Origin of the sequence: Shinella sp. G-2 (genome assembly GCF_050172695.1) — a bacterium.
Lineage (GTDB): Bacteria > Pseudomonadota > Alphaproteobacteria > Rhizobiales > Rhizobiaceae > Shinella.
Genome location: NZ_JBBEYH010000007.1, coordinates 155,718 through 175,702, shown reverse-complemented (window position 1 = coordinate 175,702; position 19,985 = coordinate 155,718). Strand labels below are relative to the sequence as shown.

Here is a 19,985-nt window from a genome sequence, read left to right as displayed (position 1 = left end):
AGGCTTCCACAGGAGAAAGCACCTAGGCCGCCAAAGCAGGGCGGCACGAAACCTGAAACTTGTTCCGGTCGGGAAAACGACGCGATCGTCGGCGTCTTACCGATGCCGATGGATGATTTGGCTGGTCGCGCCCACAACAAGGCGATGGACACCAAGCACACAAATTACGGCAGCCCGCTGAGAATTCTGACGCCTCTATTTTCAGTTCATACGCCAGATCAATGCGAAACCACCGCATTCTCGCAAAATGCTTACGACACCAGATTTTCGCTATGGAAGGCATCGAACGGCATACTGCGTTCGAGATCGAGAGTTTGGAACTAATTTTCCAGTTCGTCGCCCGTCGTTTCGGGAGCGTAATCGTTCCGCAAGCAATGGTCGACGGACACCAGCGTGCCAAGACGCAGCGCGAAATTTCACCCAAGCCACCTGCAGCAACGTTTCAGGCAATGGTCATGGAACATATCAGAGGGGCGGCAAGGGATGTGGCGGCACCAAAACCCGGTAAGCCTTCACCCAGACGCTGATGTCGGCGCGTCTGTTAATTCCTGACGTTCATACGAAAAGATCCCTACGGTTGGAACCCTCGTGCTTCAACGCGGCCAGAGCCGCGCGCACGATGGCGATATCCTGCGTTGCGACGCCTGTAAGATCAGTTATCGTAATTTGATCATCGGAGGTCCGCCCGGGTTCCCAACCACTGAGGATAGCTCCAAGTTCCGGGCATTCGGAGGGGTCTAGAAGACCGCTTCTGACAGCCGTCGCGATTTCTCCGTGGTCCGCGCACTGCGATCGGGAGTCGACTGCGATTACTGCGGCGCGCGAGAATAGGTCGAGTTGCAGTTCCTGCTTGCCAGGGGCATCGGCGCCGAGCGCGGTGATATGGGTGCCAGGCCGGATCCAGTCGGCCATGACGAGCGGCTCGGTCGACGGCGTTGTGGTGATGATGGCATCCGCTGTCGCGCACAGTACCGCAAGATCGGTCTCTGCCGCGACGGAGAACCCTTCCGCCGCCATGTCGCTGGCGAAGGCGGCCGCCCTGGCGCCATCGCGTGCCCAGTTGCGGAAGGTGAGCCGATGTTCCGAGGTGGAGGACAGGACCCTGATCTGCTGGCGGGCCTGCGTGCCCGACCCGACAATCGCGATGGACCGGCTGTCGCGCCGGCAAAGCGCGAGCGTCGCAATGGCACCGCCGAAACCGGTCCTGAGGTCGGTCAGCCATCCCTCGTCATAGAGCGTGGCCACCACTTGACCGGTCTCCGAGGAGATGGCGATCATCATTCCGTTGCTCGACGGAAGCCCGAGGCGCGGGTTGTTGTAGAAGCCAGAGGCGATCTTCACCACGAAGACGGCATCGCCCGCGATATAGCCGTATTTAATGTGGCAGTCGGCATTCTGGGCTTCGAGCCGCAGATAGCCAACCGGGGGAATGTTCGCCCTCCCGTCGACGATCGCGACATAGGCATCCCTGATGGCATCGACGGCGAAATCGGCAATCGGCAAGCGTTTGAGTTCGTCCAGTGTGAGGCTGATCATCATGCATTGCCTTCATTGAGATATTTATAGACGGTCGCGCGGCCCAGCCCCAACACACGGGAGATGTAGGGCGCGGAGTTGCGCGCGGAGAACGCTCCATCGGAGGATAGGGCAATGACGAGCTCGCGTTTCTGCTGGCGGGTCATGTCGGTAATGCGGACGCCGCGGGCATGCGTCCATTGCTGGATGTATTCGTTGATCCTCTCGTGCCAGTCTTCCTTGAACAGGCTTGCGGGCTTGGACTTTTCCTCCGGTAGGCGGATCAACGTCGAAAGCGTGCGCATTACCGAGTGGAAGTCCGACAGATCAACATTGATACAGAGCACCGCAGCGGGCTGTCCCAGATGGTTCGCGAGCACAACGCTGATCGCCTTGATTGACCTGCCGTCCCAATTAACCTTCTCGTAGGGGCCGATAAGTCGTTCGTCCGGCTGGAAATCGATCTCGTACAGCAGAGACGGCTCGCCGATTTCCCGCTTGGAAAAATTGCCCGCGAGATACACGACCTTCTCCGTTTCCAGATCGTGCAGGACGACCTCGGCATACGGCTGGAAGAGCAGGGCGACGGCGTCGCAGATCCGGGCGTAACTCTCAAGTTGCTGGTTCAAGTCTATGGCCTCACATTTCGCCGCGACAGTGACAGTCGTGGACGTAGTTGTCCAGAATAGAATTTTCATCCACGATGCTTGACTTTTTCTGAAAACCCCGCTCCTATCGTAGACGGATTGTATTACATGGACATTAAGTCCACACCAATTTAGGGCGACAATCATGGGAACCACCACTGCAATCGAAGCCATCGGGAACGCCGAGACGCGCATCCGGCCGTTCGTGCGAGAGACCTATCTCGAAGTCTCGCCCTATCTGTCGAAGACGATCGGCCTCGACGTGCATCTCAAGCTGGAAAACCTCCAGCATACGGGCTCGTTCAAGCTGCGGGGTGCGGTGAACAAGATCCTGTCACTGGGCAACGCCGCCGCGACTACGCGGGTTGTTACCGCCTCGTCGGGAAACCATGGCGCGGCCGTCGCCTTCGCGCTGAGGCAGGTGGGCGGCGAAGGCATCGTCTTCGTTCCGGAAAACGCCTCCGACGCGAAGGTCGCCGCCATCCGCCGGCTCGGCGCGGAAGTCCGCTTCCACGGCACGGATTCCGCGGTCACTGAAGCGCATGCTCGGGCATTCGCCGAGGCCGAAGGCGGCGTCTATGTGCCACCCTACAATGATATCGACGTGATGGCCGGCCAGGGTACGCTCGGGGTGGAAATCCTGCGCCAACTGCCGGAAGTACGTACCGTCATCGCCTCCGTCGGCGGCGGCGGTCTGATCGCCGGCATCGCGACCTATCTCAAGGCCGCAGCCCCGCGGGTGAAGATCATCGGCTGCTCGCCGCAGGCCTCCCGCGTCATGGCCGCCTCGGTTGCGGCCGGGCGCGTCCTGGATCTCGATTCCGACAACACCCTGTCGGACGGCACGGCGGGCGGCGTGGAGCCGGACACCATCACATTTGCGCCCTGCCGCGACCTGGTCGATCACTGGATCGACGTTTCCGAGGCGGAGATCGCGCAGGCGATGAAACTGTTCGTCGAGCATCACCACATGCTCTGTGAGGGCGCCGCCGGTGTCGCCATCGCGGCCGCCATCAAGGCGGAGCGCGGCCTCATCGAAGGCCCGGTGGCGATCGTGGTCTGCGGCGGCAATGTCAGCATTCCGGTGTTGAAGGGCATCCTCTGATGTCCGCCGAAACTGCCGCCGGTTTCCTCACCACCGAGCTGCCGCGCCTAACGGCGCTGCGCCAAAAACTCCACGCCATGCCGGAACTGTCCCGCCAAGAGGTCGAGACCTCCAAACTCGTTGCTGCGGAACTGCGCGCGCTGGGGCTCGTCGCCCACGAGAATATCGGCGGTTACGGCGTGGTCGCGGAGATCGCCGGCAAGGCGGAGGGGCCGATGGTCGCGCTGCGGGCAGACATGGATGCGCTGCCCATCCAGGAGGCCACGGGGCTCGGCTACGCATCTCGCCATCCCGGCTGCATGCATGCCTGCGGTCACGACGGACACACGGCCGCTCTGCTGGGTGCCGCGGCCTATCTCGCCGCGATGGGTCGGTCGGGCGGCCTACGAACTGCGGCCTGTCTTTGACGCACTGATGGTGGACCTGAAGCGGTCAACCAAGCTCTTCATGGATGAGACGCGTGCTCCGGTTCTCGATCCCGGCTCCCGCAAAACCAAAACGGGATATTTCTGGGCGCTGGCGCGGGATGATCGACCTTGGAATGGCAGCGCTCCACCGGGCGTGGCCTTCACCTATGCACCCGGTCGAGGCGGGCATCATGCGGAACGGATATTGCAGGGCTTCGCCGGCATCCTGCAGGTTGATGGCTATGCCGGGTATAACAGGCTGATCGCACCAGAGCGCGTCGGCCCGGACATTCAGCTTGCCTATTGTTGGGCACACGCCCGGCGCAAGCTGGTGGAGGTCACTCGCAACGGAACAGCACCGATTGCCGAGGACAGTGTCAAACGGATAGGCGTGCTGTATCGCATTGAAGGAGAATTGCGCGGCCTTGATCCTGAGGCTCGCCTTGCAGGTCGGCAGGAACGATCAGCGCCACTTGTCGCGGGCCTCCATAACTGGCTAATCCATCACCGCGCCCATGTCGCGACCAAATCTCCGCTCGGCGAGGCTTTGGCCTATATCGCCAAATACTGGGATGGTTTGAAGCTCTTCCTGACCGACGGCCGCATCGAGATCGACAACAACAGCGTAGAGCGGACCATTCGTCCGATTGCCCTTAATCGGAAGAACGCACTCTTTGCGGGTCATGATGCGGGAGCCGAGAACTGGGCAACCATCGCCTCTTTGATCGAGACCTGTAAGCTCAATGGCATTGATCCGCAGGCCTATCTAACCGCCACGCTCACCGCCATCGTAAATGGCCACAAGCAGAACCGCATCGATGAGTTGCTGCCTTGGCATTGCCGTACCAGGACCGCACGTGCCTGGAGCTCGGCTTAGGAAGACGGTGACGAGACTTTAAGCAAGGGCCCAGCCTGGCACATCCGGTGATATGTGGTGGAACTTCTCTGCTACCGCTCTGTTGGGGAGTAACCGGGCCTAATCCGACGCCCGCATAGCGACCGTGCCTCCTTGGTGAGAACAGGTTTGGTCGCGACGATCTCCTCTTCTCGCTGGTGGGCATCCAATGTCACTCTACTTTTTCAACATCTACAACGGCAAGCAGTCCTGTGACGATGTCGGCTCCGAATGCACAAACGTCGCTGAAGTGCGGGCCGAAGCAGTCGGAACCATCCAGGAACTGGTGCGGCACTCTTTGCTGGAGAAGAAGGACCTGTCATCTATGACCGTCAATGTCGTGGATGGCGAAGGCAAAACAGTAATGATCGTCAGCCTCGCGGCTTCCGTCGAAACTGTTGCTGGGTCCTCACTAGCAGCCTAGTGGACCCACGACCGGCGCAACCCGGCGCACAGCCGACCACTAAAACAGGTCGGACATCAGCCGCCGGTATTCGGCCTCGGGTGTTCCGTAGGCATCATGAGCAAATTCCTCAAGGGCTGCCCTATTCTTGATAACCACACTACCCCGATAGGCACGAATGAAGCCGTTTCCCTCAAGGATATGCATGGCGGTGGTAACGCTGGGACGCCGAACCGCCAGCATCATTGACAGGAAGTCGTGAGTGAGGGGCAGCTCGTTCGCCTGAATACGGTCCTCACACATCAACAGCCACCGGGCCAATCGTTCATTTACATCATGGATTGCATTGCAGACGGCCGTATAGGAAAGCTGAACAGAGAACGCCTCGATGGATCGGACCACAACCTTCCAAAGGCTGCGGTTTTCCTCCATCGCAATCCGGAAGCTCTCATAGTCCATCCGATAGGCCTCTGCATCCATCTGCACCACGATATCGTGCGAACTGCTGTCCACACCTGCGGCCGCAGATGTTGGAACATAGCCCTCGTTCCCGAAGATGCCTGCTTCCCCCTGGTATCCGCCAGGCGTCGTAACAACAACCGATGCAATCCCGCTCTCCAGGAAGTAAACATGTTGAATGCTTTCGCCTCTTTTCGCGATCAATGTACCTCTCGGGAGGCTCGCGAGCTCAAGCTGGGGCGCAAGCACATTCATGTCTCGCTCCGGCAAGATGTTGAGTAGCTTGTTCCTGATCTGGGACTGTTGCTGCACCATCGTCACCCCTCCGTGCTGTCGGGTTGACGCACAAAGCCACCCGCCCGTCCAACTTACCTTGACAGATGAACAAGAACAGCAGGGCCGTGTATGTGAGATCGCATTTTTCGTTGACGCGCACCTAAGACATGGGAACCTTCGTCACCGTTACAACTCAATCAGCCCAATCCGCCGCTGATTGATAAGGAACCTATACCAGCGACTGATTGTTGTGTACGATACCGTACATTTTTCTCCAGCAGAAACGAGCGCACCGTGCCTGATCCTAGAACCGCCGTTCTCGTGGTCGAGGACGAGGCGCTGATCCTCATTGGCATTTCCGATGATCTGACGGACCTGAACTTTCGCGTTTTCGAAGCGTGCAACGCCCAACAGGCAATCGAGCAGTTGATGCTACACCCTGAGATCGAGGTGATGTTCACCGACATCGGCACGCCGGGTGACATGGATGGACTTCGGCTTGCCAAGCTGGTGCGAGGGCGTTGGCCACCAATCAAGATCATCATAACCTCGGGCAAGCATAAGCTCACGAGAGACGATCTTCCGGTTGTTGCCACCTTCATCCCGAAACCATACGATCCGGCTTCGGTAGCTGGTGCTATACACGAAGTCATGGCCAATTAGAGGAAGGTCCGGAGCTAAACACCGGCTAGTAGGCGGCCGACTGATGATCAGAAAACCTGCCTTTATCCAGCGACGACCTAGTTGGCATTTTCAACTGAGGCTTCAATCGCAGCCCTCGTCGCCAATTTCAGAGACAATCCGACTCCAAGTAGATAAAGCCGCCCATCAAGGTGAGACAGCAACATCGCTAACGCCAAACCGCAAGACGCGACAGTTGATCGTCAATGCGCAGATCCTCGACGATGGCGACAAGGCGCGTATCCGGCTGCTGCTGGCCATCACCGACGTAACGGACGCGGGCGCCGAAGCGAAACTGAAAGATGACCTTATCCGGGAGAAGGCCATCTTGATGCAGGAGGTTCAGCACCGCGTGGCAAACAGCCTTCAGATCATTGCCAGCGTTCTCATGCAGAGCGCACGCCAGGTGCAATCGGAGGAAGCGCGCGGCCACCTCCGCAACGCCCATCACCGGGTCATGTCGATCGCGGCCGTGCAACGGCAGCTTTCCACGTCCAGCACCGGCAACGTCGAGCTGCACACCTACTTCACGCAGCTTTGCGAAAGCCTCGGCGCATCGATGATCGCCGACGACGACCGGCTTTCGATATCGGTGAACGTCGATGACAGCTTGGTGGAAGCCGGCGTTTCCGTCAGCCTTGGACTCATCGTGACCGAATTGGTGATCAACGCGCTCAAGCACGCCTTTCCGGGTCAACAAACCGGCACGATCGTCATCGACTATTGCTCGACGGGCAGCGACTGGACGCTTTCCGTCACTGACGACGGCATCGGCATGTCGACCGGCGATCTTGCCCCCAAGTCTGGCCTGGGGACCGGCATCGTCGAAGCGCTTGCCAGGAACCTGGAGGGCGAAATCCAGGTGAGCGATGCAAATCCCGGCACCACCGTGACCATCAGGCATCAGGGAGACGCCGATCGCCAGATCACGCCTCCAGCCGCCGCCTAGGAACTTATCTCCCGCTGGAACGCTCTATCAGGGAGCGGACAAGCTCCGCTTCAAACAAACCCCTGAGGCTCAGGTGTTCAATCCTCGTGGTCGAAGACAGTGCGCTCATCCGGATGAGTGCCGTCGATCTGGTGCTATCGGCCGGCTACGAGGCCCTTGAGGCTTGGGACGCCGACGAGGCCATTCGCATCCTGGAAGCGAGGGCAGACATCGACCTGGTGTTCACGGACGTACAGATGCCGGGAACGATGGACGGCATCAAACTGGCGCACTACATCCGCGACCGGTGGCCACCGGTGAAGTTGATCGTCGCGTCCGGCAATGCGATCCTCGAAGAGAGCAGCCTTCCGTCGGGAAGCCGGTTCTTCGCGAAACCCTATGAAGATCACGCCATCTCAGACGCGATAGCCCGAATGCTGTCGAGCCAATAGAATGCGCGCGGTGCGGAGCCACATTCTCCATTCATATCATCGGAAATGAAGGCCTTTTGCTATGCCCTGCCGCAATCGAGACCGCCTCTACGACAACGGGCGGTCCGAAGACCGCCCGTTCAAAAGATCGTGGATTGGTTACCTGGCCAGATGCCAAACGCCCCCAACGCCGTCGCCGTTGGTCTCACCGGCCTTCTCGTCCTCAGCATATGTGTAGAGCGGCTTGCCTTCATAGGCCCACATCTCCATCCCGTCCGTCGCCTTGACCAGAGACCAGTCTCCTTCAGCCTTGGCACCGGCCGCAGCGTGGAATGCCGGCCATTTCTTCAGGCAATCCGCATCGCAGTTGGATTTGCCTTTGGCATCCTTGTCGAAGGTGTAGAGGATCATCCCCTTTTCGTCGGCCAAGGCCTTGCCTATTTTGGTGTCGACCATCTTGGCAGGCTCGGCTGCGAACGCCGATCCGCCCAGAGCAGACACCAGGCCGATCGCAATCAACATCGTTCTCATGACATTCTCCAGTTCGGGAGTGCCGGCGGAATGCCGGTAGCGCCCGATCTAACGAGGAGAAACCCATCAGGGATGGACGAGGTTCCATTTGGCATCACCCAATCGGAGCGCTCAAAAACGGCATCGGGCGTTGAAAATTTGAACCGGCCCGACCGCCGTCACCCCGCCTCCGCCTGACGCCACGCCGCGATGGGTGTTTTTTCCGCCCTGCCGTTCTCGACGGCGAGCACGCTGTCGAAGAAATCGGCGCCGCTCGCGGATCGTATGGGCGAAACATCATGCATGACGGCGATCACCGTCGCCTCCGGGCAATGATCCCTGATCGCCTGATGGAACGCATACACTGCCTGGGTATCGAGCGCGCTCGTTGCCTCGTCGAGAAACAGAAGACCCGGCCGGAGCAAAAGGATCCTGGCAAGGACGAGCTTCTGCTTCTGGCCTCCGGACAGAAGCAGGTCCCAGCTTTGGCCGTCGCGGCCATCTTTCAGGAGTTCGTCGATGAGTTCGCCGAGCCCCGCCTCGTGCAACGCCACCGCGACACGCGTATCCGGGTAGTCCTCGGCCGCATCCGGAAGACAGACGAGATCCTTCAAGGATACGGCCTGAAGCTTGACGTCCTGGGCGGCATACAGGGTCCTGACATGCCTCGGCATTGCGATCGTGCCGCGACCATGCGCCCATAGACCGTTGATCGCCTTGAGAAGCGAGGTCTTGCCGCTCCCCGACTCGCCAACGACCAAGGTCCACTCGCCCGGCAGGAACCGGAGGTCGGCGGCGGCCAGAAAAGGAAGATCGGCGCCCGCATGCAGAAGTTCGATCCGCCGAAGAGCGAGGCCGAGCGCGGAATCCTGCTTGGTATACTGGAATTCGTACAGGCCGGTTTGCGAATAGAAAGCCTCGGGCCGCTGAACGGTTTCGATCGCCTCCGCGAGATCGGTTATGCGGCGGGCGTTCGCCCTGAGCGTCGCAATGTCGGGCATGACGTGGATAAACCACGAGCACTCGTTGATGAGTGCATTGGCCAGCTCGGCACCCGTAACGTAATGCTGCAGGCTGACCTTGTTGTCCATGTAGGGAATCAGGCCCGGCGCATAGGCGACGATCCGCGAGCCGATGAAATTGTGGACGAGCTCGAACCCCAAATAGCCGGCAGTCACCCGGTTCAGGCTGGCCCAGGTTTTGTCGATGTCGAGATACCGGCGCGCATTGACGACCTTCTGGGCCCTTTCGCCATGGAGGACGGCAACATGGAAGCTGCGATGCAGCAGGGTGTTCAATTCGGCGCGGTAGCTGCCCTCGGCCCATTGCATGCGCACCGACAGGCGCTGGAGGATCCCGCCGAGCTTCGCCGCGACGACGGTGTTGAGCGACACGTAAATCGCGACCGCCGCGAAGGCCAGGAACGCGCTGCCATAGCTGCCCAGGAACGCGAGCCCTCTGACATGGCTCGACATCTCGATGAGCTTGCTGCCGACGAAGCCAAGGGACAGCACGACGCCGGCAATGCCCATCGCAAGCCCGATTGCGCCCCCGGTCATGCCTTTGATCGATTCCTGGACGCGTTGATCGACATTGTCAGGCGCGGGGGTAGCCGATCCGGCCGCGTCGGATCCGAATTGCTGAAGATGGAAATGCGTGTGGTTGGTATCGAGCAGGGCTTCGTTGAAGCGTCGGTCGAGCCATTCGCGCCACTTGCGGTGGAGCGTGGTCGAAAAGAAATGGCGGACTGCCGTGAAACACACGTCCTTCATGATCGCGATCGCGGCAAGCGTTGCCGCTGTCGTCAACAGGGCCGTGGGCGTGGTGGGTGTGGTCGGATGGTGGAAATTGGCGATCCGGTTGATCAGTTCGCCCGAGGTGACAGCGAACCAGACGCTGGCCTGGGCGGACAATGCCGTCAGCACAAGGATGGCGCATGTCAGTCCCCAGGCCTCGCGCCAGCTTTCGGAAAACCAGTAGGCGCGCATCAGGCCCCAGAAGCTGCGCATTGACGAAACCGGGCTTGTATGGCCGCGCGTCTCGCCGCCGATCATCCTTCTGACGGATGAGCCTATTCGCCGGGCATGACTGCGCATGGCGACTTGATCTCCCCGAACCGATGCAAGCAGAAATCTGGCGCAGGCGCCGCAGTTGTCAAATCGAGACGACGAGCCGAGCGCCGAGACCTTGAGGCTCGCTCACATGAATACTCCCGCCTCCCGTCAGGCCATCGTTGCTTGCCGCCCCGACAATGTGTCGATCTCCACGCGATAGAAGACCGGCCGCGTTTGCGCATCCGGATGCGCACCCCCTTCGGGCTTGTAGGCGCCCGGTTCCCACCAGTTGCCGCGCTCCTGCAGGAGCTGCCAGGCGCGCATATGTTCGCCATGGTCCTTTTCGTCGTCAGGCAATTCCCGATAGAGGCCCTCCAGAAGGACGCTTTTCCATTCCTCCGAGGTCACCAGCTGTTCGACCTGCACGCAGACGCGCGGATTGAAACGAAGGCTGTCGATCTTCTTTCCCGGCAGTGAAAAACTGTAGAAGACGCGTTTCTGATAGACGTAGCGGATCGGCACGACATAGGGCCGGTTGCCGGAGATACATCCCAGATGGCCGATGGAGTTCGTCGAGAGCGTGGCCTCGCATTCCGCCCTTGTCATATCCCGCAAAATCATTTCGACCTCCCGGCATGGCTGCCATGGAAAGCGGGGCGATGGACGTCCGCCGCCTGCAATCGATTTTGCGCCTTTTCAAGCGCTGTGGCAAACAGCCGCAACACGGCGGGTTTGCTCTGGAACAAGGGCGGTCATGGAGCGTTGAGGTGAAGTGAAGTGCCGTCCGCACATGCCACCTACGGCAAGACGATCACGAGCACTCACCGGAGCCTGTCATGGACATCACCACCCTTGTTATCATCCTCCTTGTCGTCGTTCTCTTGGGCGGCGGCTTTTATGGCCGTGGGCGCTGGTATTGAGCCACATCGTTCCCTATGCCCGGCCTGCGCTAGCGAGCCGGGCAATCCAGCCTCGAACACCAAGCTCGCCGTTTGTACCGTGATAAATTCTAGGCGGACGCGACTTTCGAGCTTGATCGACAGCTCATTCAACCAGCACCAGAACATGCCTGTCACCATCCACGGGCAAACGTATCGGGCCGCCGGCGTGGGGCAATGAAGAGCCGTCCAACGTCGCGGAGGGTGGTTGATCGGAAGCCCGTCTGACCTCGATATTGTAGCAAGTGTCTCCCAATTTGACCGTCACCTCGACCTGCAGCCATGATGCCGGCAGGCAGGGTTCCATCACGAGCACTCCGCCTTGCCGGCGCAGGCCGAGGATGCCCTCGATGCCGGCACGGTACATCCAGGCGGCGGAGCCGGTGTACCATGTCCAGCCGCCGCGCCCGATATGCGGCGCGACCGAATAGACGTCGGCGGCCACCACATAGGGCTCGACCTTGTAGCGCAGCGCCGCCTCCGGCGTGCCCGCATGGTTGATCGGGTTGAGGAGCGCGAAGAGACCGTGCGCCTTGTCGCCCTCCCCCAGCCGGGCGAAGGCGAGGATCGCCCACATGGCGGCGTGGCTGTACTGGCCGCCGTTCTCGCGCAGGCCCGGCGGATAGCCCTTGACATAGCCCGGATCACGCGGGGTTGCGTCGAAAGGCGGCGTGAAGAGAAGCGCAAGCCCGTCCTCCCTGCGGATCAGGTGGCGCTCCAGCGACGCCATGGCGGCGGCGGCACGGGCGGGATCGGCGGCGCCGGATAGAACCGCCCAGGATTGGGCGATGCTATCGATCCGGCATTCGTCATTGTCCTTCGATCCCAGCCATGAGCCGTCATCGAAGGTGGCGCGCCGGTACCAGGCCCCGTCCCAGGTTTCCTGTTCAATGGAAGCCTTGAGCGTCTCCGCATGCGCCTTCCAGCGCGCGGCGCGCGCGGGGTCGCGGCGCTCCGCAAGCGGCGCAAACAGGTCGATCGCGCGGGTAAGCAACCAACCAAGCCAGACGCTTTCGCCCTCGCCGCCCTCGCCGACCCGGTTCATGCCGTCGTTCCAGTCGCCGGTGCCCATCAGGGGCAGGCCATGCCGGCCGGTGAGCGCGACAGCCTGGTCAAGGCCGCGGGCGCAATGCTCGAAGAGAGAGGCCGTCTCGCCGGAGGGCGTCGGCTGGAAGAAGGCATCGTGTTCTCCCTCGGCGAGGACCGGCCCATCTAGGAAAGGGATGGCTTCATCGAGGATCGGCGCGTCGCCGGCCGTTCCGATATAGGTCGCGGTGGCGAAGGCGAGCCAGATGCGGTCGTCGGAAATCCGCGTGCGAACACCCGCGCCCGAATGGGGCAGCCACCAATGCTGCATGTCGCCTTCGGCAAACTGCCGACCGGCGGCGCGCAGGATATGCGCCCGCGTCTCCTCCGGCCGGGCGAAGGCCAAAGCCATGCCGTCCTGCAACTGATCGCGGAAGCCATAGGCGCCGCTGGCCTGGTAGAAGGCCGAGCGCGCCCAGATGCGGCAGGCGAGCGTCTGGTAGAGCAGCCAGCCGTTCAGCATGATATCCATCGCTCGGTCCGGCGTCCTGACCTGCACGGTCTGCAACAGCGTCCGCCAATGCTCGGTCACGTCGGCAAGAACCGTATCGAGATCGGCGGCGCGGTAGCGGGTGATCAGCGCGCAGGCTTCCTCGGCCGAAGCGGCCTCGCCGAGGAAGGAGACGAGCTCGATGCTTTCGCCCGGGTCGAGCTCGATCGTGCATTGCAATGCGGCACACGGATCGAGGCCCGCGCCGACCTTGGCGCCGAGCGGCACTCTCCTTGCGAGCGCCGCCGGTCGTCCGGAGCTGCCGCCCCGCCCGAGGAATTCCGTGCGGTCGGCGGTCCATGCGGTCTGCCGGCCGCCGAGATCGGCAAAGGCAACCCGGCCGGGAAAACCCATGGCCGATCGATTGCTGGCGAAGATCGCCCCCGTCTCGGCGTCCAGGGATGTTGCGATGAACGGCGCACTCGCACCGCGCAGGGTGCCGAGCACCCATTCGGCATAGCTCGTGACCGACAGGCGGCGCGGCAGCGACGAATGGTTGGTCAGCGTCAACCGCGAAATGCGGATGGGATCGGCAAGCGGCACATAGGAGAGCAGGTCGCTTTCGATCCCATGCGCCCGATGCCCGAAACGGCTGTAACCGAAGCCGTGGCGCACGATATACCGCCCGTCGTTTCGGATCGGCTGGCCCGTCGGGCTCCAGAGTTCCAGCGTCTCCTCGTCGCGGATGTACAGCGCCTCGCCGGAGGGGTCACCGACCGGGTCGTTGGACCATTGCGTGATCTGGTTCTCACGGCTGTTTTCCGCCCAGCTATAGGCGCTGCCATCGCTCGACACCTGGAAACCGAAGGCGGGATTGGCGATGACGTTGATCCAGGGCATCGGGGTCATCGCGCCGTTTTCCAGCACGGTCACATATTCCGTGCCGTTCCGATCGAACCCGCCCAGCCCGTTGAAGAATTCTAGATCCACCGGTGGCGCGACCATCTCGGCCGAGGATTTCGAGGGAAAGGATGGCGGCAGAGAAGCCGAGCGCTCGACGCCAGCAGAAAGGCGTGCGAGCTGATCGGCGATGAGGCCATGATGGGCGGACAGCACGACGCGCGCGGTGGCGTTCAGGAGATTCTTCGTCTCCTGGTTCAGGAAATCGGTGCGCAGCACATGCACCGCGCCCTGCGCCGGCATGTCGCCGAAACGCGGGCGGGACTGGCTGGAGCGCACGGCGGCTTCAACGGCGTTCTGCAAGTCCTGCACATAGGAGGCGGCACGTTCGTTGACGATCACCAGATCGACGGCGAGCCGCTTGATGCGCCAATATTCGTGTGCGCGCAGCATCTGGCGCAGCTGGGGAAGGTCTTCGGTATCCTCGATGCGCAGCAGCACGATCGGCAGGTCGCCGGAAATGCCGTAGGGCCACAGGCCCGACTGCGGCCCGGCACCGGCGAGGATGGCATCCGAGGCGGGACGGAAGCGCGCGTCGGCATAGAGGATGGGCGCGGCAAGACGCTGGAAGTCCGACGCCTCCTCCAGATCCATATCGAGATGGTGAAGCTGCACCTGCGCCTGGGTCCAGGCGAGCGTCTTCGCCCGCTCGAAGGCGCTTCTGTCGTGGTGCTTGTCGATGCGTTCAAGAAGCTCTTCTCGCGACCGTGCGACGACCGTCCAGAAGGCAATGCGCGCCACTTTGCCGGGAAGCACCCGCACGCTGCGGCGTAGCGCGAAGATCGGATCGAGCACGGTTCCCGCGGTGTTGGAAAGCGCCTGCCCGTCGTGGATGGCGGCGGCGTTGGCGATGGAACGGCCGCGGCCCAGGAAACGGGCGCGATCGGATTCGTATTGCGGATCGGCAATCGCATCGCCCTCAACCACGGCAAAGTGGGCGGCCCAGATCTCGGCCTCCGAAGGCGCCCGGCGGCGGCGCGTGGCGATGAGCGCGCCGTATTCGGCCAGATGCTCGGTCTCGACGAACATCTTGGCGAAGGCGGGATGCGCGTTGTCGGTTGCCGGCGTGGCAAGCACCAGTTCGGCATAGGAGGTCAGCTCGATCTCGCGCGCCCGCCGCCCGCTATTGGTGAGGCAGATCCGGCGCACCTCGCCGTCGTCCTCGCCGGAGACGATGACATCCATCTCCGTCGTCAGCGTCTCGTCATGGCGAATATATTGCGCGTGATCCTCGCCGAAGACCACCGAGGCCTCGGCCCTGTCGCCGACTACCGGGAGCGTGGGGGAGAAGATCGTGCCGGTCTGCATGTCCCTGAGAAAGATGAAAGCGCCACAATCGTCGCGGGTCGCATCCTCGCGCCAGCGCGTGACGGCGATATCGCGCCAGCGGCTGTAGCCGCCGCCCGAGGCCGTCAGCATCACCGCATAGCGCCCGTTGGACAGGAGATGCGTGACCGGCGCGCCGGCAACGGGCAGCGAAAGCCGGCGCACCGACGGCGCGGGGTTCAGCGAGATGCCGGCGGAAGCCTTGACCTCCTCGGCGCGCGGCCGGGCGATCGCCACATCGCGCGGCATGCGCTCCGACAGCAGGAGTTCGCTGGCCATGATCATCGGTTCGCGGTGGAACCGCGCCCGCATGCGCCCGTCCTGCAATAGGACGGCGATGGCGACGATGGTCATGCCCTGGTGGTGGGCCATATAGCTGCGGATGATCTCGACGCGCGCGTCTTCGGGCAGGCGGGCGCGGGTGAAGTCCAGCGCCTCGTAGAAGCCGTGAACGCCGCGCGCGCCGAGGGATTCGAGATGCCGGTAGTTTTCGAGCGCAGCATGGGGATCGACCATGGCGGCAAGGCCAGTGGCATAGGGGGCGATGACCATGTTGCCTGAGAGCCCGCGCTTGAGGCCGAGCCCCGGCACGCCGAAGTTGGAATATTGATAGGTGAACTCGATATCGCGCGCATTGAAGGCGGATTCCGATATGCCCCAAGGCACGTGCCGCGACCGCCCATAGGCCTCCTGCCTCGCGACGATCAGCCTGTTCGTGTCGTCGAGCAGGCTTCCCGCCGGTGCGCGCATCACGAGCGACGGCATGAGATATTCGAACATCGAGCCCGACCAGGAGATCAGCGCCGAGCCGCTGCCGAGCGGCGTCGCCGCCCGGCCGAGTCGGAACCAATGACGCGTGCTGATATCGCCCTTGGCGATGGCGAAGAAGCTAGCAAGCCGGGCTTCCGAAGCGAGAAGATCGTAGCAGTTCGGGTCGAGCCCGTTGTCGGCGAGCGAATAGCCGATGGATAGGAGCTTCCTGTCGGGATCGAACAGAAACGCGAAATCCATGTCGAGCGCCATGATGCGGGCCGTATCCGCAAGCGCCTGAAGCCGGTTTTTTACGGAAGTGGCATCGTCCCGAAACGCCTGCCGGTCGCGCGCGGACTGCGTGACGAATCGCCCGAGCGCCCCGATCCAGAACGCAAGATCGGTGGCCGTGCCGGCATCGGCAGGTGCTGCCTGCTCGGCCAGTTTCAAGGCCTTGTCCAGAAGCCGCGTCAATGCGGGTGTTGCAGCCTCGATGGATTGCGGGCCGCGCACGAGGGTTTCGGCCTCGTCGAGAATGGCTGTCAGGCCGGCACCGGGACTGCCGGGACTGTCGGCAAGGGTCATGCGGGCGAGCGCCAGCGTATCGCCGAAACCCTCTCCGTCTTCCGCCGGCGGCATCTCGGCCCACTCCTCGCAGGCATTCGCCAGCGCGATCAGATGGCCGGCGAGATTGCCGCTGTCGACGGAGGAGACATAAGGGGGAGCGAGCGTCCTCAGATCGCGCGTATCGTACCAGTTGAAGAAATGTCCATTGAAACGGTCGAGCCGCTTGAGCGTCGAAAAGCACGCTTCCAGCCGTTCGAGCGCTTCAAGGGTGCCCACCCAGCCGAAATCGCGCGCGGCGACCGTCGAGAGAAGATAGAGGCCGATATTGGTCGGCGAGGTGCGGTGGGCGATGGCGGGCAGCGGGGTTTCCTGGAAATTGTCCGGCGGCAGCATGTTTTCCAGCGGGGTAACGAAGGTTTCGAAGAACCGCCATGTGCGCCGCGCGACGAGCCGGAGTTCCACCGCATCGGCATCCGAAAGCGCCCTGCCCGGCCGCGCCGTCGGCGATCGGCTGACCCAGAGCGCGACGGCGGGCGCAGCCGACCAGAGGAGTGCCAGCAACAGCGCCAGAGGCCAGGCGGCCGGCGAAAACGCGACGGCAGCGGCCAGAAGGACCAGCGCGGTCGCCGTGCCGCCCGCCATGTCGCGGTAGAAGCCGGCAAGCGTCAGCCGCGTCCGGTTTCCGGATGTCGCGGCGGTCGTCCATTCCAGCAGTTTCCTACGCGTCACCAGCAGGCGGCCGGCGGTTCTGAGCACGGCATCGCAATTGCGCCAGGCCTGATCGGGCAGGAAGGAGAGGCCAAGCGCGGCCTGCATCGCGGCGAGCTTGATATCGCCGGCAAGCCGGACGGCATGGCTGCTCAGTTGCAGACCGCTGCGGCGCGGCAGGAGGGCGAAAACCACCGGCAGGAACGCGGGAACGACGATTGAGGACGCGATCAGCAGCGCCGCGGTCAGTCCCGCCTGAAGCGGCATCGCGCAACAGGCCACGAGCGCCGCGAAGGTCGATGGCGCGACGAGGGTGCGGCGCAGGTTGTCCAACATCTTCCAGCGGCCGAGGGCGGCAAGTGCCCGCCGCCCGAAGATCCAGGGCAGCAGCTGCCAGTCGCCCCGCGTCCAGCGGTGCTGGCGCCGGGCGGCGACGTCGTAGCGCGCCGGGAAATCATCGACCACCTCGACGTCGGAGGCAAGCCCCGCCCGCGCGAACGTGCCCTCGAAGAGATCGTGGCTGAGAAGGGTATTCTCCGGAATGCGGCCGGCCAGCGCCGCCTCGAAGGCCTCGACGTCATAGATGCCCTTGCCGGTATAGGAGCCTTCGCCGAACAGGTCCTGATAGACGTCGGAAACGGCTGCCGCATAGGGGTCCATGCCGCCGGGCGCGGAAAACACCCGCTGGTAGAGCGAGCCTTCGCGGCCGATGGGAAGCGACGGGGTGACGCGCGGCTGGATAATCGCATAACCGTCGACGACCCGCTGCTGCCCGGCGTCGAAACGCGGCCGGTTGAGGGGATGCGCCATCTTGCCGATCAGCCGCAGCACCGTGTCGCGCGGCAGTTTCGTATCCGCGTCGAGGGTGATGACATAGCGCACGTCCGGCGGGACGGATGGCGACTTTCCGCCGAGCGCCATGAAGCTGGTGTCGTTCGCGCCACGCAGCAAGCGATTGAGTTCATGCAGCTTGCCGCGCTTGCGCTCCCAGCCCATCCAGACGTTCTCGCCGGCATTGAACCGGCGCTTGCGGTGCAAAAGCAGGAAGCGGTCGCCGGCCGGACCCGGCCCGTGCCGGCGGTTGAGGTCGGCCATGGTCTCGACGGCGAGCGCGAGAAGTTCGCCGTCGCCCTCGACGATCTCCTGCGAGGCATCCTTCCCGTCGGTCAGCAGGGCAAAGCTCAGGTCGCCGCCAGCGCCCGAGAGATGGTGGACCTCCAGCCGCTCGATCTGCTCCAGCAGGTCGGCACGGTTGCTCAGGAGCGTCGGCACGACGACGAGCGTGCGCGACGACGGCGGGACACCCTGCGCAAGCTCCAGCCCCGGCAGGCCGGTCGCGCCATGGCTCCAGCTCACGAAACGGTTGACGAGCGCCGTCGCGATATCGCTTGCCGGCAACAGCGCCAGCACCGCGAAGACGATCATGCCGGGCGCCGAGAGACCAATGATAGACAGCAGCCATAGCGCAAGCGCCAGAAGCATCGCCGTCATGAACCCGATCGCCCCGGCATAGCCGGCAATGCCCGTGCGCGCCGCCAGCCGCCCGGCGATCAGGTGCCGGGGCGGGCGGAACCCGATCGTGCGCTCGAAGGCTGGCCGCCCTTCCGCGATCAGATGGTAGCCCGGATCCCCGACACGTTCGGCCTGCGAGGCGGTATCGTCTGTGACCGCTGCGGCCTTTGCCGCTTTCACCGCCTGCCCGGCAATGTCCAGTTCCGACAGGTCCGAGCCGCGGGCGAGGTCTTCGATGGCGCTGCGATAGAGGTTGCGCGTGGCGAAATCCATGCGGGCGAAGCTGCCGTCGGCCGAAAGGCGCGCATCGACGAGGCTGACCTTCTCAAAGAGATCGGCCCAGTCGACATCGCTGATCAGCCGCATGCTTGTGATGATGTTCCTAATCGTGACATTCGACGCGCCCTGGCGCTGCTGGGCATGCCGCACCACAGCGTCAACCGAACTGTCCTGCCTCGCCAGCCGCGCCTCCAGCCAGCCATGCGCCGGTGTCGTGCTGGGGTCCTGGTCGCGCAGCCGTTTGGCAAGCTGGGCCGCGAAGAGCTCGGGTAGGGGGTCGGCGGAGACCTTTTCAAGCGCGCTGCCGCGACCCTCGTTCGCCAATAGCCGGTCGGCCAGCGCATCCGCCTCGGCACGCATCCGGCGCCCGGCGGTGATCTGGTCGGCAAGCCTCCGCAGGTTCTCGACGAGCACGATGCGCAAGGTGATCGCCACGGCCCACAACTCGCCGATAGTCAGCGGCTGAACCTTTTGATAGGCAGCGATGAAGCGGACGAGCGTCTCTGGATCGAAATGGCTGTCGGTGTGCGCGACGAAGGCCCAGGCAATGCCGAAGACGCGCGGATATCCGGCGAACGGCCCCTCGGCGAGTTTTGGCAGCTGCCTGTAATAGTTGGGCGGCAGGTCGTCATGTATCTCGCGGATTTGCTCCTCGACCAGATGGTAGTTGTCCAGCAGCCATTCGGCCGCCGGCACGACGCCGCGCTCGTTCTCCACCTCCAGGGCGCTGGCACGGTAGGCGGCAAGCAGGACCACCGCGTTGCTCTTAAGGCGCTTGTGCAGCGACTGGACGGACGGCCGCCGCTTCGTTACCGGTTGGGCAAGCGCAAGGGTCGCGGCGTGCTGCTCGAGCCGTTCGATGCCGAACAGTTCCTCCCGCACGGGCATGGGATCGTTCCATGGCATGCCCGGTGCCCGGCGGAAACCGAATCCGGACGACGGACCGTTGCCCTCGCCTTTCCCGTCCGTAACTACTTGCGGCTCCGGCGCCGACTTGGAGCCCACCTCAGGATGGTGAGTCCTTTCGGCAACGGCGGTTTCCGAATTGCCGATGTCTTGCACGCCACGCTCTTGGCCTCTGGCCATAATCATTCCTTTGCCCAGATGCGGCCAGGCAG

13 protein-coding genes and 2 pseudogenes are annotated in these 19,985 nt (G+C 62.9%); 8 read left to right on the top strand and 7 right to left on the bottom strand.

The features are described from left to right. Positions 1–272: 272 nt before the first annotated feature. Positions 273–527, top strand: a complete 255-nt coding sequence (locus V8U06_RS14320; protein WP_427141224.1) for a hypothetical protein — start codon at positions 273–275, stop codon at positions 525–527. 28 nt (positions 528–555) lie between these two features. Here the strand turns inward: V8U06_RS14320 and V8U06_RS14315 are convergent, their stop codons facing one another. Both V8U06_RS14315 and V8U06_RS14310 read right to left on the bottom strand, forming a co-directional pair. Beyond that, the gene (locus tag V8U06_RS14315) at positions 556–1,539 is read right to left on the bottom strand and encodes an ornithine cyclodeaminase family protein (RefSeq protein WP_427141223.1); all 984 of its coding nucleotides are present in this window, start codon (positions 1,537–1,539) and stop codon (positions 556–558) included. Beyond that, complete coding sequence (locus V8U06_RS14310) at positions 1,536–2,144, bottom strand: helix-turn-helix transcriptional regulator (protein WP_427141222.1); 609 nt, start codon at positions 2,142–2,144, stop codon at positions 1,536–1,538. Before V8U06_RS14310 ends, V8U06_RS14315 begins: the two co-directional genes overlap by 4 nt. 163 nt (positions 2,145–2,307) lie before the next feature. Here V8U06_RS14310 and V8U06_RS14305 point away from each other — a divergent pair, with 163 nt between their 5' ends. The 4 genes and pseudogenes from V8U06_RS14305 to V8U06_RS14290 all read left to right on the top strand — a co-directional run bounded on the left by V8U06_RS14305 (position 2,308) and on the right by V8U06_RS14290 (position 4,993). After that, positions 2,308–3,267, top strand: coding sequence for a threonine/serine dehydratase (locus V8U06_RS14305; protein WP_427141221.1), 960 nt, complete (start codon positions 2,308–2,310; stop codon positions 3,265–3,267). Further along, positions 3,267–3,674, top strand: a complete 408-nt coding sequence (locus V8U06_RS14300; RefSeq protein WP_427141220.1) for a M20/M25/M40 family metallo-hydrolase — start codon at positions 3,267–3,269, stop codon at positions 3,672–3,674. The genes V8U06_RS14305 and V8U06_RS14300 overlap by 1 nt, the downstream gene beginning before the upstream one ends. Further along, positions 3,634–4,551: pseudogene (gene tnpC / locus V8U06_RS14295) on the top strand (IS66 family transposase); the annotation flags it as partial. The gene V8U06_RS14300 and the pseudogene tnpC, both read left to right, overlap by 41 nt. A gap of 187 nt (positions 4,552–4,738) precedes the next feature. Beyond that, entirely contained in the window at positions 4,739–4,993 is a 255-nt protein-coding gene (locus V8U06_RS14290; protein WP_117372067.1) for a DUF6894 family protein, read from the top strand. 39 nt (positions 4,994–5,032) lie between these two features. Here the strand turns inward: V8U06_RS14290 and V8U06_RS14285 are convergent, their stop codons facing one another. Then, positions 5,033–5,746 carry a Crp/Fnr family transcriptional regulator gene (locus V8U06_RS14285; protein ID WP_427141219.1) on the bottom strand — a complete coding sequence of 238 codons (714 nt, stop codon included), beginning with the start codon at positions 5,744–5,746 and terminating at the stop codon, positions 5,033–5,035. 255 nt (positions 5,747–6,001) lie between these two features. Between V8U06_RS14285 and V8U06_RS14280 the strand changes: the two genes are divergently transcribed. From V8U06_RS14280 to V8U06_RS14270, 3 genes and pseudogenes are all read left to right on the top strand, one after another. Further along, the gene (locus V8U06_RS14280; RefSeq protein WP_427141218.1) at positions 6,002–6,370 is read left to right on the top strand and encodes a response regulator; all 369 of its coding nucleotides are present in this window, start codon (positions 6,002–6,004) and stop codon (positions 6,368–6,370) included. Positions 6,371–6,563: 193 nt separating this feature from the next. Next, a pseudogene (locus tag V8U06_RS14275) lies at positions 6,564–7,337 on the top strand (sensor histidine kinase); the annotation flags it as partial. A gap of 80 nt (positions 7,338–7,417) precedes the next feature. Then, positions 7,418–7,768 (top strand): response regulator, encoded by a 351-nt coding sequence (locus tag V8U06_RS14270; RefSeq protein ID WP_427141297.1) that lies wholly within the window; start codon positions 7,418–7,420, stop codon positions 7,766–7,768. A gap of 138 nt (positions 7,769–7,906) precedes the next feature. On the opposite strand, the gene V8U06_RS14265 is transcribed toward V8U06_RS14270, so the two are convergent. From V8U06_RS14265 to V8U06_RS14250, 4 genes are all read right to left on the bottom strand, one after another. Then, positions 7,907–8,278: a COG4315 family predicted lipoprotein gene (locus V8U06_RS14265; RefSeq protein WP_427141217.1), complete on the bottom strand. Its 372-nt coding sequence runs from the start codon at positions 8,276–8,278 to the stop codon at positions 7,907–7,909. A 158-nt stretch (positions 8,279–8,436) separates the two neighbouring features. Continuing rightward, positions 8,437–10,353 (bottom strand): ABC transporter ATP-binding protein/permease, encoded by a 1,917-nt coding sequence (locus tag V8U06_RS14260; RefSeq protein ID WP_427141216.1) that lies wholly within the window; start codon positions 10,351–10,353, stop codon positions 8,437–8,439. A gap of 126 nt (positions 10,354–10,479) precedes the next feature. Beyond that, positions 10,480–10,932 (bottom strand): pyridoxamine 5'-phosphate oxidase family protein, encoded by a 453-nt coding sequence (locus tag V8U06_RS14255; RefSeq protein WP_427141215.1) that lies wholly within the window; start codon positions 10,930–10,932, stop codon positions 10,480–10,482. Positions 10,933–11,355: 423 nt separating this feature from the next. Then, entirely contained in the window at positions 11,356–19,755 is an 8,400-nt protein-coding gene (locus V8U06_RS14250; RefSeq protein ID WP_427141214.1) for a GH36-type glycosyl hydrolase domain-containing protein, read from the bottom strand. Between the last annotated feature and the right edge of the window lie 230 nt (positions 19,756–19,985).

Coding starts and splice junctions, on each gene's coding strand:
- V8U06_RS14320 (WP_427141224.1), top strand. CDS start 273: ATGGAAGGCATCGAACGGCATACTGCGTTCGAGATCGAGAGTTTGGAA.
- V8U06_RS14260 (WP_427141216.1), bottom strand. CDS start 10,353: ATGCGCAGTCATGCCCGGCGAATAGGCTCATCCGTCAGAAGGATGATC.
- V8U06_RS14255 (WP_427141215.1), bottom strand. CDS start 10,932: ATGATTTTGCGGGATATGACAAGGGCGGAATGCGAGGCCACGCTCTCG.
- V8U06_RS14315 (WP_427141223.1), bottom strand. CDS start 1,539: ATGATGATCAGCCTCACACTGGACGAACTCAAACGCTTGCCGATTGCC.
- V8U06_RS14305 (WP_427141221.1), top strand. CDS start 2,308: ATGGGAACCACCACTGCAATCGAAGCCATCGGGAACGCCGAGACGCGC.
- V8U06_RS14250 (WP_427141214.1), bottom strand. CDS start 19,755: ATGCCCGTGCGGGAGGAACTGTTCGGCATCGAACGGCTCGAGCAGCAC.
- V8U06_RS14285 (WP_427141219.1), bottom strand. CDS start 5,746: ATGGTGCAGCAACAGTCCCAGATCAGGAACAAGCTACTCAACATCTTG.
- V8U06_RS14265 (WP_427141217.1), bottom strand. CDS start 8,278: ATGAGAACGATGTTGATTGCGATCGGCCTGGTGTCTGCTCTGGGCGGA.
- V8U06_RS14300 (WP_427141220.1), top strand. CDS start 3,267: ATGTCCGCCGAAACTGCCGCCGGTTTCCTCACCACCGAGCTGCCGCGC.
- V8U06_RS14290 (WP_117372067.1), top strand. CDS start 4,739: ATGTCACTCTACTTTTTCAACATCTACAACGGCAAGCAGTCCTGTGAC.